General features: G+C 51.6%; 11 protein-coding genes. All 11 read left to right on the top strand.

Annotated elements, in window-relative coordinates; translation table 11 throughout:
- The first annotated feature begins 444 nt into the window (after positions 1-444).
- The 11 genes from ACFRAM_RS05900 to ACFRAM_RS05850 all read left to right on the top strand — a co-directional run bounded on the left by ACFRAM_RS05900 (position 445) and on the right by ACFRAM_RS05850 (position 14,152).
- Positions 445-804 carry an MmcQ/YjbR family DNA-binding protein gene (locus ACFRAM_RS05900; protein ID WP_175374213.1) on the top strand — a complete coding sequence of 120 codons (360 nt, stop codon included), beginning with the start codon at positions 445-447 and terminating at the stop codon, positions 802-804.
- A 318-nt stretch (positions 805-1,122) separates the two neighbouring features.
- Positions 1,123-2,838 (top strand): sigma-54 interaction domain-containing protein, encoded by a 1,716-nt coding sequence (locus ACFRAM_RS05895; RefSeq protein WP_379465523.1) that lies wholly within the window; start codon positions 1,123-1,125, stop codon positions 2,836-2,838.
- Between the two features lie 257 nt (positions 2,839-3,095).
- Entirely contained in the window at positions 3,096-4,205 is a 1,110-nt protein-coding gene (locus ACFRAM_RS05890) for an S-methyl thiohydantoin desulfurase family protein (RefSeq protein WP_379464966.1), read from the top strand.
- The gene (locus tag ACFRAM_RS05885) at positions 4,202-5,782 is read left to right on the top strand and encodes a hydantoinase/oxoprolinase N-terminal domain-containing protein (protein ID WP_379464965.1); all 1,581 of its coding nucleotides are present in this window, start codon (positions 4,202-4,204) and stop codon (positions 5,780-5,782) included. The genes ACFRAM_RS05890 and ACFRAM_RS05885 overlap by 4 nt, the downstream gene beginning before the upstream one ends.
- A 96-nt stretch (positions 5,783-5,878) precedes the next feature.
- Positions 5,879-6,976 carry an S-methyl thiohydantoin desulfurase family protein gene (locus tag ACFRAM_RS05880; protein ID WP_379464964.1) on the top strand — a complete coding sequence of 366 codons (1,098 nt, stop codon included), beginning with the start codon at positions 5,879-5,881 and terminating at the stop codon, positions 6,974-6,976.
- Entirely contained in the window at positions 6,973-8,529 is a 1,557-nt protein-coding gene (locus ACFRAM_RS05875; protein WP_175374218.1) for a hydantoinase/oxoprolinase N-terminal domain-containing protein, read from the top strand. Before ACFRAM_RS05880 ends, ACFRAM_RS05875 begins: the two co-directional genes overlap by 4 nt.
- A gap of 42 nt (positions 8,530-8,571) precedes the next feature.
- On the top strand, positions 8,572-10,203 hold the full coding sequence (locus ACFRAM_RS05870; protein ID WP_175374219.1) for an ABC transporter substrate-binding protein: 1,632 nt from the start codon (positions 8,572-8,574) through the stop codon (positions 10,201-10,203).
- A 4-nt stretch (positions 10,204-10,207) separates the two neighbouring features.
- Entirely contained in the window at positions 10,208-11,233 is a 1,026-nt protein-coding gene (locus ACFRAM_RS05865) for an ABC transporter permease (RefSeq protein ID WP_066374109.1), read from the top strand.
- Between the two features lie 41 nt (positions 11,234-11,274).
- Positions 11,275-12,189 (top strand): ABC transporter permease, encoded by a 915-nt coding sequence (locus tag ACFRAM_RS05860; protein ID WP_379464963.1) that lies wholly within the window; start codon positions 11,275-11,277, stop codon positions 12,187-12,189.
- Between the two features lie 15 nt (positions 12,190-12,204).
- Positions 12,205-13,185, top strand: coding sequence for an ABC transporter ATP-binding protein (locus ACFRAM_RS05855; protein ID WP_379464962.1), 981 nt, complete (start codon positions 12,205-12,207; stop codon positions 13,183-13,185).
- Positions 13,186-13,192: 7 nt separating this feature from the next.
- Entirely contained in the window at positions 13,193-14,152 is a 960-nt protein-coding gene (locus ACFRAM_RS05850; protein WP_379464961.1) for an ABC transporter ATP-binding protein, read from the top strand.
- The last annotated feature ends 59 nt before the right edge of the window (positions 14,153-14,211 follow it).

The following is a 14,211-nucleotide window of genomic DNA, read 5'->3' as shown; positions in this document are numbered from 1 at the left end:
AGAAGTGGTAAATTCCTCTTCAACAATCGTCTTAACAGTAAAAAAGAGGAGCCACCTCCCCAACTAAGAGCATTTTTGTACCTTATTTTCCTAAAAAGCATGCTTAATGGGGTATTACGGAATATTTAAGGTACAATATTGAACTTAATCTCCTGTAACCCTCAGTTGCAGATGATTTAAGGTACAAAAATGCCGTTAATCACACTTTGAGCCTTTTTATATAAACTATTTTTTCTGGACTATGATTGTTGTTTTAATGCGTTCTACATACATACCATGATATCACCCTTAATTAGGTCGAACTCACCTGTAGTAACTTCCTATGTAGCAGTTTTGGGTATCCAAAATTAGCTAAAGAAAAATAATACTAACTTGATTAACGGAACAACAGTTCTTATAATTACCATATTGAAGGCTGTTGAAAGGTGAAGGAGAGAGACTGATTTGAAAAATAATATTATCGAGTATTGCTTAAAGAAGCAGGGAGCGACCGAGGATTATCCCTTTGGATTCACTCCAGTCGTGATCAAAGTTGCTGATAAAATGTTCGCGATTATTTTTGAGGAAAAGGGCAAGGATATTCGTTTAAATCTCAAATGCGACCCGGTTATTGCGGAAAACTTGAGAGAGCAGCATGAGAGCGTTCGGCCGGGATATCACATGAACAAAAAGCACTGGAATTCAATCACGATAGATGGTTCTTTACCAGAGCAGGATATCTTCGATATGATTGATCACTCTTACGATATGGTTTTCAAAAAGCTTCCTAAGCGCCTCAGAGAATCTATAGCAGAAATGAACTAAATAAAGAACTATCGGTAGGCAATCAGATCCAGAAATCCTGTCATCCAAGGGGCGACGGGATTTTTTGTATTTTAATGCTTCACAATTACAGCATTGAATTGGGCGGAAATTGAATTTAATGAAATGAAAGCAGTTGATAAAACACTGGTGAAATTTAATTCCAATAATACTCATAGGAATTATTTAAAAACATCTGGACTCTTTCGACAAAAAATGCGAGAATGAATTCAATATTTCTAATCATGTATACAGGAATTCATTTAATCTAGTAGAGTGTACTAGAGAGTTCTGTTCATGAGAGGGTGCTTAGGATTGAGTATGGAACAACTGGAGGCTAATAGCTGGCAGAGCCTTTATGATCTGGCAGAGCAGTTATCGAGCCTCCTGCCTGTAAATCTGGAAATTAAGCAATGGAACAGTGGAGGCCATTATGATACTGTACTCATTGCTCAAGAATTGAAGGTTAATGTCGAAAGCCTGGTTATTCAGGAGAATGATAATTACGGTTCTGCTGCAATAGCAGGGGCGGAGTCAGAAGGGCTGCGCGCCCTATGGCATAGACTGAATGCTACAGCTGTGTTGTGGGTGAAGGCGGATAACCCGAAAGCCGCGGCGTGGCTTGCTGCTAATCTTCCAGTCATCAGCGGCTATGCCCGGTCTCTCAGATATATGATAGCTGGGAGCGAGAGCAGCCGCAAGCATGCCGCGGAGAGCAGCCTGCTGAAGAAAGAGCTGAGTGCCTTGCTTTCTGTGGCACAGGAGGCGCTGCTGGTGCTGGACCCGGATGGAAGAATCGTAGAGTTAAATCCGGCGATGTCCAGTCTTATGGAATTGCCCCGAACACAGGTCCTGGGGAGCTTTATTCAGGAGTGGGTTTCTCCTGAGGATTGGGATCATCTCAGAGCGGCCCGGGATTTAGAGGAGCGGACGATCGTTCCTGAGCGGGCAGGCCGCAGCAGGACCAATTGGAAGGTACGCGTGAAGCCTGTCTATGATGGAGGGCAGCCCGCTACGATTCTGCTTCAAGTCGAACCCGAGAAGCTGGAAGGGAAGAAGTATCCTTTTCAAAAGCAGACTACTTATCGATTCGAGGATATCAAGGGCACAAGCGCCCCGATTCGTACGATCAAGGAGATGTCGCAGCGGGTGGCTTTAAGCGAGGTGAATCTGCTGATCTTGGGAGAGAGCGGAACCGGCAAGGAAGTATTTGCCCAATCAATTCATGCAGCCAGTTCCCGGAAGGATGGCGCGTTCATCGCGATCAACTGTGCAGCGATCCCTGATACGCTCCTGGAGAGCGAACTCTTTGGATACGAGAGCAGCGCCTTTATCGGAAACAGGAATGAGAGTAAAGCTGGACGGTTCGAGCTGGCTGACGGCGGAACGATATTCCTTGATGAAATCGGGGACATGTCTTTGCATTTGCAGGGTAAGCTGCTGCGGGTAGTCCAGGAGCGCAAGGTGGAGCGGCTGGGAGGCATGGAGCCGATTGATGTGAATGTACGTATTATCGCCGCAACACATCGTAATCTGGACAGAATGGTGGCCGAAGAGAAATTCCGCGAGGATCTATACTATCGGTTGAACGTCATTCCATTGCATATCCCTCCTTTGCGTGAGCGGAAGGAAGACATCCCGTTGTTGCTTGAGTATTTCATGAAGAACGTTTCGCTAAAATACGGACGTTTGCCGAAACGGCTCTCACCACAGGTGCTGGAACGGCTCCTGCTATATGACTGGCCTGGCAATGTGCGTGAGCTTGAGAACGTGGTAGAGCATTTTGTGCAATTGGAGATTGGCGATCTGGTTACGCTACAGAGTCTGCCGGCTCAAATCCGCGGGCAAATTCCAGGTATGGTAGCTCCGGGACGACGGGGTGGCCGTCATCTGGAGGAGAACCACGAGAAGGAGAGTATTATTCAACTGCTGAATCAGCTTGGGCGGGATACAGAAGGCAAACGAATGGTTGCGGAGAAGCTGCAGATCAGCTTGCCGACGCTCTATCGCAAAATCAAGAAGTTAAAAATTAAATAACATAGATTTGAAAAATTCAGGGCTAGCAATTGTTGGTTTTTTATTGTATTTAAAAAATGAGAAAAAAAGATAAAAACAGAGAAAATAGAAGATATAGTTTAATTAATTGTTGTTTTTAAACTAATTTAAATGATTAGATGTGATAATTAAATTGATAAAAATGAATAGACTCCAAAATCAAGCGTGGATGTTGGAAGGATTGTTAGATTAATCCGTTTTCTGTACTAAGGAGGAGCGGAGGAAAGGAGGCGGGAGAGATGGGTTGGAGGATTACCGGAGAGCAGTTGGCACATATCGGGCTGGGCGCGAACCTGCTTAGTTCAGGCGGAGGCGGAGATACTTACACTTTTCAGGCATTGGCTCAGTCGGTGATTGATCAGCAAGGGATTGATGTTGTGTCTTTTGATGAATTGGGGCCCGAAGATTATGTCGTGATCATCGGAGCTACCGGATCGGCTGCTCTGTGCGAAGAGATGATTCCTTCGGGACAGGAGGTAGTTACCGCACTCCGTGCTTATGAGGAACGTATCGGCCGACGAGCGACTGCTGTTATGCCGCTTAATATTGGAGGCGCGAACGCACTTATTCCACTGATTCTGGCAGCCCAGTGCGGATTGCCTGTGGTGGATGGAGATGGCATGGCCCGGACTTTTCCCGAAGTGCATATGTCTTCACTGCATTTAGCTGGGGTTCAAGGGAACTCGATGGCCATGACCAGCTTATTCGGAGAAACCGTGTATTTGAACGAACCGGATAATATTCTGCTATCGCAGCTTGCGTCACAGACGACACAGGACATGGGGGGGGTTGCTTATTTTGCCGGATTAGGCGTTGGCGGACAGGCGTTATCCACTGCCATTATTCCGCATACATTAAGCACCTGCTGCGAGCTTGGCCGGATTGCCCATGAGACCAGCGATGTGTCGCAGTGCCTGCACGATTTCTTCACCTGCTTCTCCAACTCCATCTACGGTCGTCCGCATGTGCTGATTAGAGGCAAAATCTACGGAGTGCTACGGCAGTTTGTAGACGGACTGGTGGAGGGCAGCTTTCAAATTGCCGGTACGGGCCGATATGAAGGAACTACATTGGAGATTCGCTATAAAAATGAGTATTTATCAGCCCGCCAGGGTGACTCATATGTGTGTCTCACCCCAGATTTGCTACTGGTACTTGATGAAGAACGGTTGTCACCCTGTATGGTGGATGAAATAGAAGAAGGCGTGGCCGTGACGGTAATGGGGATTCCTGCACCCAATGTCCTGCGGACAGGTGAATTATTGAGTTACATCGGTCCAGAGGCCAATGGAATTATAGAACCTTATGCACCCGTTGAATGGCTGGCTGGCAAGGGGTGGCTGGAATGAGAATGGGCATTGATGTGGGCAGCACATACACAGACGCTGTAATCATTAGCCAATCAGGCAGGCTGCTTGGGCAAGCCAAGTCCAGGACAACTGCAGATATCTTGTCAGGCATCCGGACTGTAATCGGACAGTTGCTAGTAGAGAGTGGAATAGAGCCGCAGCAAGTCAAGGGGATTTTCATAGGAACCACTCATTTGCTGAACGTCTTGTCCCATGGAAAAGGAATTACGGATACAGCGCTCGTACGGATCTGTTCTCCTTCCAAAATCCATTACGGACTGGGCTGGCCGCCAGCACTCCTGAAGCATGTGAAATGGATGGAGCAGATTCCAGGCGGGTTTGATTTTACGGGCCGGAAGCTAAGCAGGGAAAGTGAGCGACCGGAGCTGGACCGGCTTATCCGGCGTCTGGCAGAGAGTGAAGTTGGCGCAGTCGCTATCGTAGGCACCTTCGCTCCGCTCTACGAGGAAGAGGAGCAACGAATGGCGGCGCTGCTCCGAGAGGCGTTGCCGAAGCTCTCCATCTCACTGTCGCACCAGATTGGCAGTGTAGGGTTTTTGGAGCGCGAGAATGCGACACTGATCAATGCCATGCTCTCCCGGGTCATGGGAGAATCGATCCAGCAACTCTCGGGGCTGTTCGGTGAAAAGCAGTTGCATTGTCCGTATTGGTTCACACAGAACGATGGATCGATTCTCTCCCTTGATCGCGCGGCTGCTTTTCCCGGCTTTGCCGTAGCATCAGGAATTGCCAACAGCTTGCGTGGCAGCGCCTACCTGACCGGCATTCCTGACTGCGTTGTTGTGGATATGGGCGGCAGCAAAACAGAGGTTGGGCTGATCATCGGTGGAGAACCGCAGGAGCATATCAAAAGCGCCAGGCTTCTCGGCATCCGTGTTAATCTGCGGCTGCCAAAGGTGGTGACCCTGCCGTTTGGCGGCGAGAGCCCGGTGTATATCCGAGATGGAGAGATTACTGTTGGGCATGACTGGCCCGTTTCGGGATCAGAAACGAACCTTGCCCATCCTGGACATCTAAAGGGGGAACTGACGGAAGCAGCGGCGGGCAGCTTGACCGAGGCTTTTCTGCGGCGGCTGCCGGAGGAACATCCCTTGCGCAAGGAATACGGCAAGCCGCTTGGGCATTGGCGGGAAGAAGATGCCGAACAAGTGGTCCGCCGCACTATTGCTGCGCTGCGCGAGACGATTGAGCAGCTCCAGACCGCCAGGGACAAGCTGCCGGTCGTGCTGGTTGGGGGAGGCAGCGCCCTGCTGAAGGAGAAGCTGTTCTATAAATACGGTGAACTTGTGCAGCCGCCGGCATTTCAGTTATGCACTGCGGTCGGCGCTTGTGTAGCGCCGGTAGGGGTGCAGCTGGACCGGATTTGCTGGTTGCAGAACGAGACCAAGGAGGCTGCGCTGCAGAAGGTCAAGCAGGAGGCGATCCAGCAGTTGCTGCAGGGCGGGGCCAGGGAGGATAGCATTTCTTTTGTCCAGATGGAAGAGATTCCGTTTGACTATTATTCAGGAGAAGTGATCCGGTTTCGAATTAGAGCGGTAGGACAGCTGGAGCTGTGAAGAGCTGCATGAATGGAGATCGCTGATGATCTGAACGACACAGTCAGGACTGATTTGCTAGAAAACAGATAAGACAAATGAAGGAGCCAATAGCGTATGCGCAAGATTGAAAAGCACCATTTGGAAGATATTGCACTGGGGGCTGCTGTACTGGGTACCGGTGGAGGAGGCGACCCTTATGTGGGGCAATTGATGGCTATGGCCGCCATTGAGAAATATGGCCCGGTCACCTTGATCTCACCGGAGGAGCTGGAAGATGATGCCTGGGTAGTATCCGTTGGCATGATGGGAGCGCCCACGGTAGTCGTGGAGAAGATCCCCGGCGGCCAAGAGCCGCTGCAGGCTTTTGAAGCGCTAAAGGCGCATACCGGAAAGGAGATCAGCGCGATTTTTCCGATTGAAATCGGAGGGATTAATTCCCTGATTCCGGTTATTCTGGCCGCAACAACCGGACTGCCGCTGGTGGATATTGACGGCATGGGTCGTGCATTCCCGGAGCTGCAGATGGTTACCTTCCATCTGGTAGATATCCCCTCCGGTCCGGTGGCGATGGCTGACGAGAAAGGGAATTCCGTAATCGTGAATGGTGTGGATAGTGTATGGAGTGAGCGGATCGGCCGCCAAGCACTGACTACGATGGGCGGCTCGGTGACGACCTGCGATTATCTGATGCAGGGCTTCCAGCTCAAGGAAGCAGGCATTCATCATACCTTTAGCTTGGCACAGCGTATCGGGGAGACGGTTCGGAGTCTGAAGCATCGGAACCAAAGCCCGGTCGAGGCGCTGGTAGAAGAAGTAGCGGGAACGCTGCTGTTCACCGGCAAGGTCAACAACTTGTTGCGCCGGAACAGTGGAGGGTTCACCAAAGGCGAAGTGAGTCTAAGCGGTCTGGGGCAGGATCAAGGCCGGACGTTCACCCTGTACTTCCAGAATGAATTTTTGGTGGCAGAGGCTGACGGAGAAGTGGTGGCAACCACACCGGATCTGCTGACCGTTGTGGATGTAGAGACAGGGGTTCCGGTGACTACCGAATCCCTGCGTTACGGCAACCGGCTAGCGGTAATTGCTATTCCCTGCAACGAAAAATGGAGAACGGTGAAGGGGATTGAAACGGCGGGTCCGCGTTATTTCGGATACAACGTAGATTACATCCCGTTGGGTGAAGAAAGCAAGGAAAGAAGGGTGCTTCAATGAGCTACAGAATCGGGATTGATGTTGGTGGTACGCATACTGATGCGGTCATTATGGATAACAACAGGCAGTTGGTCAGCAAAATAAAGGTGCCCACAACCGAAGACATCGGGTCAGGTATTAAGCGCGCCATCGCCGGCCTGCTTACACAGAGCGAGTTAGACCCGCGCGAAATTCAGTTCGCTATGCTGGGAACAACACATTGTACCAACGCTATCGTCGAACGCCGGAATCTGGCCAAAATTGGAGTCGTGAGAATTGGCGCGCCAGCGAGCCTGGCGATTCCCCCGTTCCTGAACTGGCCGAAGGAACTGCTCGATAAGGTATTCGTCGGCAGCCATATTATCAGTGGGGGCCATGAGTTCGACGGACGTAGAATCGCTCCGTTGGATGAGGCTGCACTACGTGAGATGGCCGCTGAATGGAAGGGCAAGGTGGCGGCGGTAGCTATAACCTCTATTTTCTCACCGGTAGACTCCGGCGATGAGCAGCGCGCACAAGAGATCTTCCGGGAGATTCTCGGCGATGACATCCATTACTCGCTGTCCAGCGAAATTGGCAGCATCGGACTGATCGAGCGTGAGAATGCCACGATCTTGAATGCGGCTTTGGTTCATGTGGCGCGCTTGATGGTACGGGGATTCGAGGAGTCGCTGGCTGAGAATGGCATTCGTGGGGCGAGAATCTTCCTCGGTCAGAATGACGGTACGCTCATGACCTCGGATTACGCGCTCCGCTTCCCGGTGCTGACCATTGCTTCCGGTCCGACAAACAGCATCCGAGGTGCAGCCTATCTGACTGATGCCAAGGGGGCGCTGGTGCTAGATGTAGGCGGAACAACGACGGATATCGGTGTGCTAGTTCAGGGCTTCCCGCGTGAATCGTCTTTGGTCGCTCAGATTGGCGGCGTACGGACGAACTTCCGAATGCCGGATTTGCTGTCCTTTGGGCTTGGCGGTGGAACTCGGATTCGCGGAGAGGGTGATACCTTGACTGTCGGACCGGACAGTGTGGGTTATCTGTTGCCTGAGAAAGGGCTGGTCTTCGGCGGCACGGATCTCACAGCGACTGACATAGCTGTCGCAAAGGGGTTGACTGAACTGGGGGACCGCGGTAAATTGGGCAGCTTGTCTCCGCAACTGGTGGAGTCGGCTTATGCAACGATGATTGATCTGGTGGAGGAAGCTATCGACAAGATGAAGACCACATCTGATGATATTCCGGCCATCGTGGTCGGTGGAGGCAGCATTATTCTTCCCGATCAGTTGACTGGTGTGTCCGAAGTCATTCGCCCGCTCCACTTCGAGGTGGCAAATGCCATTGGTGTGACCATTGCTGAAGTGAGCGGTCAGGTAGAGAAAATCTATTCCTTGGAGGAATGGGGACGAGACCAGGCGCTGGAGGAAGCCAAACGTTTGGCTGCCGGTGAAGCGGAAGCGGCAGGCGCAAGTGCTGATTCCGTCGAGATTGTTGATATTGAAGAGGTGCCATTGGCTTACTTGCCAGGGAATGCTGTACGTATCCGGGTGAAGGCTGTCGGTCAGCTCACAATATAGATTAGGACTGCCAATAGGAGATTAGAAAGCGGGGAGAAGAGAATGATGAAGAAGAGATCAAGAAATACGCTGCTGTTGCTGATGCTAAGTGTAATGTTGGTGTTATCAGCCTGCGGCAGCAAGGGTAATACAACGGCAGCTAACACAGGCAGCAATACTGGAAGTAATACAGGGAGCAACACTTCGAGCGGAAATGCGCCGAAAGGCGGAATTGCCGTTTACAGCGTGAACAGCGATGTGATGACCTTCTGGGACCCGAGTGACAGCTTCAGTAATGAGATTATCGCGATGCACAATATGTACGAAACGCTTTTGCGCTACAATGCGCAAACGAAGACCTTCGACAAGGTGCTGGCTGAAGATTATAGCAAATCGGCGGATGGCCTGACTTGGACTTTCAAGCTGCGCAAAGGTATTAAATTCCATACGGGAGCAGAACTGAGTGCAGATCTGGTTAAGAAGTCCATTGAGCGAACCATCAAGAGAGGTAAGGGCGCTTCCTACATCTGGGAATCCGTTAAGGAAATCAACGTAGTCGATCAATACACGGTAGAGTTTAAGCTGAAATATGCCGAAGCACTGGATAACGTGGTTTCTGCGGGCTACTCCGCCTTTATCTTTGATGCTGACGCGCTGGATAAGAACGGTGAAGATTGGATCAACGAAGGTCATGACGTAGGTTCCGGTCCCTACACTGTTCAGAAGTGGACCAAGGGCAGCGATCTAGTCCTGACCAGCTATCCTGAATATTGGAAAGGCTGGACGCCTAAAAATTTTGAAAAGGTAGTGTTCAAAACGACGCCGGAAGCCAATACCCGCCAGCAGCAGTTGGAAGCAGGCGAAGTCGATATCACTAACCAGCTTACCCCTGAAATGTTGAAATCTCTGGACGGCAAACCTGGAGTTCAAGTTCTGAAGACAGAGGCGTTCCAGAACCTGACGCTGCAGATGAATACGCTGAAAGCACCATTCAACAATCCGAAGGCGCGTCAGGCGCTGGCCTATGCTCTCAACTACGACAGCATTGTCAAAGATATTATGGGCGGCATGGCAGAGCAGTCGACTGGTTACCTGCCGAAGGGTCTATGGGGCCAAGATTCGAGTCTGTTCAAATACTCCTACAATCCGGACAAAGCGAAAGAGCTACTGAAAGAAGCAGGTGTATCCGGAGGGAAACTGTCAATCACGTATTTGTCCGGTGACGAGGCTGAGCGTCAAGTGGCTGAACTGCTGAAGGTTGAGCTGGCCAAAGTCGGATTGGATCTTGAGATTAAAGGAATGACTTGGGATGCTCAATGGGATCTGGCCAAGTCTCCGGATGCCAGCCAGCGTCAGGACTTGTTCCTGCTCTACTACTGGTCGGGTTATTCGGATCCTTATGGCTACCTCAGCATTGCCTACAAAACTGAAAATCCAATTGTCTATAACCTAGGCTATTACAGCAATCCCAAGTTTGACAGCTTGATTGACCAAGCGCGGAAAAGCGCCGGTTCCAACCGCGACGGAGCAACTGCCTTGTACAAGCAAGCCCAAGAAATTCTGATCAATGATGCTCCGGGTATTTCTATTTTTGATCTGAAGTACGGTTATGCTTTGCGTGATAACTTCAAGGGCTTCAGCAGCAACCCTTATTATGCCAACGTAGTGTTCTTCTACGACACTTACCGGGAATAGGCTGATGATCCGCTTTATCATTAAAAGACTCTTGCTGGGACTCTTTGTCCTGGCAGGAGTCTCCGTGATTACATTTACAGTTGCGCGTGTGGTTCCGTCTGACCCCGCTGCACGTTGGGTGGGGCCGCGCGCGAATGCGGAGCAGATTGCGGCGGCACGCATCGAGCTTGGTCTCGACAAGCCGCTGCCGCAGCAATACATCACTTATATGAAGGGCTTGTTCACAGGAGACTGGGGAACCTCGATCCGTACCCACCAGCCGGTGCTGAGAGAGTTATTGTCCTTTCTTCCGTCCAGCTTGGAGCTGATTCTGGCGGGGATGCTAATAGCAGTAGTCATCGGCATTCCATTAGGAGTGATATCAGCGGTTAAAAAGGATTCTTGGATTGACCAGCTAACCCGCACTTTCAGTGTTGGGGGTGTATCCATTCCTACCTTTTGGCTGGGTCTGATCTTACAGTTGGTATTTTTCCGTCAGCTAAGTCTTTTTCCGCTTGGAGAACGGGTAAGCACAAATACTTCGCTGTTGTATCCTATTGATAACTGGACTGGATTCTATTTGCTGGATTCCCTGCTCCAGGGCAACTTTGATTTCTTCAAGGATGCAGCGCTGCATCTGGTACTGCCCGCGCTGACCATGGCGGCGTATCCCTTGGGACTGGTTATACGCATGATCCGTTCGTCGATGATTGACGTGCTTGGCGAGGAGCATATCCGTGTGCTGAAGGCCTATGGTATCCCGGCTTGGCGCAGAGTCTTTGTCTATGGGCTTAAAAACGCCCTGGGTCCTACGGCGACCTCGCTGGGTCTGACCTTTGCCTACGCGCTGACCTCCACGTTTCTGATCGAAGCGGTGTTTAGCTGGCCAGGTCTCGGCATGTATGCTTCACAGGCGATTTTGGCTAATGATTATCCGGTGACGATGGCGATTACATTTCTCGTTACCGTGACTTATATTCTGATTAATCTGCTTGTTGATGTTGTAGTTGCTATGCTCGATCCCCGGATTAAGCTGTATCAGAACGCTTAGAGCAGCTATGCTCCATTACATGATTAGGAGGAAAACGACTGATGAATTCAAACTCGCTGCCGGCGCCGCTTCCTCCGGTGATCGAAGAGACATCTGCAGGACGGGGCTATAAGCTCAAGGAGTTTATCCTGTTTCTGCGGGTTCACAAGCTAGCGGCTATCGGCCTATCTATTATTGTGATTCTGCTTATTATTGCCGTGATTGGTCCCCTGATCTCTCCTTATCCTGATGATGCCTACAAAGCAGTCCATCTGGAGAACAAGCTGCTGCCCCCTTCCTGGGCGCATTTATTCGGGACGGATGAATTGGGACGAGACCTGTTGACACGGACCATTTACGGCACCAGATTGTCTTTTCAGATCGGCATCTCGGTTATTTTATTGTCCATCCTGCTCGGGATTCCTTATGGTCTGATCTCCGGCTATTTCGGCGGCTGGGTGGACAATGTGATGATGCGGGTCTGTGAAGTGTTTCTGAGCTTTCCGTCGATGCTGCTATCTATTTCGATTGTAGCCCTGCTCGGGCCATCGCTTAATAATATGATGCTCTCCATTGCCCTGTCGTGGTGGCCTTGGTTCGCGCGGTTAATGCGTAGTGAGGCGGTTGCGATCAAAGAGCGGGGCTTTGTGGAGGCGGCCAAGTCGATGGGCGTTCATCCGCTGGTCATTATTTTTCGGCATATTTGGCCCAATTCACTTTCTGTCATTATTGTGCAGATTTCGATGGCCTTCGGCTCGGTCATCCTGACGGCAGCATCGCTCAGCTTTCTTGGGCTTGGCGCGCAGCCGCCGACACCGGAGTGGGGACTGATCATAAGTACAGGCCGGGCTTACTTCTTGACCAATTGGTGGTATGTTACGTTTCCGGGCGTGTTCATTCTGCTGACGGTCATGGCCTTTAATTTTCTGGGCGACGGGCTACGGGATTATCTCGATCCGAAGACCAGAAACAGCTAGAAAAGAGGTGTATCCATGAATGAACTGCTGAGAGTGGAGCAGCTTCGAGTCCGTATCGAGACCCGGGAGCGTCAAGTCACCGCGCTGGATCTGGACCATATTTCTTTGCAAAAGGGTGAGATGCTCGCACTGGTGGGGGAGACGGGATCGGGTAAATCCCTGACGGCATCGTCGATCCTGCAGCTTTTCCCAACAGCGGCAGCCCGGATTACTGGAGGCCGGGTGCTGTTTAATGGTACCAACCTGCTGGAAGCATCACCCAGCGTGATGAATGGCATTCGCGGGAAAGAAATCTCGATGATTTTTCAGGACCCGATGAGCTCGCTGAATCCGGTTTTCCGCATCGGCAAGGTGATGCTAGAAATTATCCGCAGGTACACGGGTGCTGGAAAAAAACAGGCTAAGCAACTGGCGGAAGAGTCGCTGAAGTTCGTAGGGCTGCCGGATCCGTCCGGCATCATGCGCCGCTATCCGCACGAGCTTAGCGGCGGACAGCGTCAGCGGGTGGCCATAGCTATGGCAATGGTCTGTAAGCCTAAGCTGTTAATTGCCGATGAGCCAACCACAGCACTGGATGTGACCATCCAATCGCAAATCCTGTACCTGATCAACAAATTGAAGGAAGAAGAAGGCATGTCGGTGCTCTTCATTACCCACAACTTGGGGATTGTCTCGCAGATGGCTGACCGCATCGCAGTGATGTATGCCGGAAGTATCGTGGAGACAGGGCGGACGGATGAAGTTTTCCGGTTTCCCCGTCATCCGTATACCCGGCTACTGCTTGACGCCATACCGAAACTCCGGGAGCGCCGGGACCGGCTGCCCGTAATCGCTGGCACTGCGGTGCTGAAGGAGGCGGCAGGCGGACAAGGCTGCAGCTTTGCTGGACGCTGCCCACGGGCGACTGAGCGCTGCACGGCGGAGAAGCCCCAGCTTAGGGCTGTGGTCTCCAGCCATGAGATAGCTTGCTTTCATCCTTGGGAAGAGGAGCGGTGAGGAGAGAATGACAGAAGTTCTAGTCGAAATCGATAACCTAAGTAAATATTTCACTGTACGCTCCGGCTGGTTCGGTGCCAGTAAGACACTGCATGCCGTGGACAACGTCAGTCTTAGCCTGCATAAGGGGGAGTGCTTTGGTCTGGTTGGGGAATCCGGCTGCGGCAAAAGCACGCTGTCACGGACGCTGCTCCAACTGTATGCGCCCACCTCGGGAACAATCCGGATTGCAGGCTCGGATATCTCGTCCGTCACACGGCGGGTGCGGCGCCGGAATACCAGGAACGTACAGATGGTGTTTCAGGATTCCTATTGGTCGATGAATCCGAAGCTGCGGGTCGGGGATGTCGTCGGCGAGCCGCTGCGGACACATACGAAGCTGTCGGCCGCCGAGCGTAACCGGAAAGTTGCTATTCTGCTGGAGCAGGTGGGTCTGCCCGCCGACTTTGCCCGCCGGTTCCCGAGCCAGCTCAGTGGAGGGCAGCGGCAGCGCATCGGAATTGCCAGAGCCATTGCCTTGCAGCCGGAGCTGCTCATCCTGGATGAGCCGACCTCCGCGCTGGATATGTCCGTTCAGGCGCAGATTCTGAATCTGCTCAAGGATTTGCAGGAGGAGCAGCAGCTTACGTATCTGTTCGTTTCGCATGACCTCAGCGTGGTGCGGCATATGTGCACCCGTATGGCGGTTATGTATTTGGGACAGATCGTGGAGACCGGGACAACCGAGCAGATTTTTGCCCATCCGCTCCATCCCTACACCCGTATGCTAATGCAAGCAGTCCCTGATATTGAGGGGAATGCGGAGCTGACATTCTATGACGGAGAGATGCCTAAAGCGATCGATCCTCCGGTCGGCTGTCGCTTCGCCTCGCGCTGTCCGCATGTAACTGAGAAATGTACCCAGGAGAATCAGAGCCTGAGGGAATTGGACGGAGACCGATCCGTCCGCTGCCATCTGGCCATGTAGACGTGCACGTCCAATTCTGCGGGCACTAGATAGAATAGGCATCCGTGGAGTGAAAAGGC

Origin of the sequence: Paenibacillus sp. NPDC056722 (assembly GCF_042790635.1) — a bacterium.
GTDB lineage: Bacteria > Bacillota > Bacilli > Paenibacillales > Paenibacillaceae > Paenibacillus_AQ > Paenibacillus_AQ agri.
Note: the sequence above shows the minus strand (reverse complement) of the source record. Positions and strands in the feature narration are given on the sequence as shown.

Excerpts from the sequence above, each read along its gene's own strand:
- ACFRAM_RS05895 (WP_379465523.1), top strand. The coding sequence starts at position 1,123 with ATGGAACAACTGGAGGCTAATAGCTGGCAGAGCCTTTATGATCTGGCA.
- ACFRAM_RS05890 (WP_379464966.1), top strand. The coding sequence starts at position 3,096 with ATGGGTTGGAGGATTACCGGAGAGCAGTTGGCACATATCGGGCTGGGC.
- ACFRAM_RS05885 (WP_379464965.1), top strand. The coding sequence starts at position 4,202 with ATGAGAATGGGCATTGATGTGGGCAGCACATACACAGACGCTGTAATC.
- ACFRAM_RS05880 (WP_379464964.1), top strand. The coding sequence starts at position 5,879 with ATGCGCAAGATTGAAAAGCACCATTTGGAAGATATTGCACTGGGGGCT.
- ACFRAM_RS05875 (WP_175374218.1), top strand. The coding sequence starts at position 6,973 with ATGAGCTACAGAATCGGGATTGATGTTGGTGGTACGCATACTGATGCG.
- ACFRAM_RS05870 (WP_175374219.1), top strand. The coding sequence starts at position 8,572 with ATGATGAAGAAGAGATCAAGAAATACGCTGCTGTTGCTGATGCTAAGT.
- ACFRAM_RS05865 (WP_066374109.1), top strand. The coding sequence starts at position 10,208 with ATGATCCGCTTTATCATTAAAAGACTCTTGCTGGGACTCTTTGTCCTG.
- ACFRAM_RS05860 (WP_379464963.1), top strand. The coding sequence starts at position 11,275 with ATGAATTCAAACTCGCTGCCGGCGCCGCTTCCTCCGGTGATCGAAGAG.
- ACFRAM_RS05855 (WP_379464962.1), top strand. The coding sequence starts at position 12,205 with ATGAATGAACTGCTGAGAGTGGAGCAGCTTCGAGTCCGTATCGAGACC.
- ACFRAM_RS05850 (WP_379464961.1), top strand. The coding sequence starts at position 13,193 with ATGACAGAAGTTCTAGTCGAAATCGATAACCTAAGTAAATATTTCACT.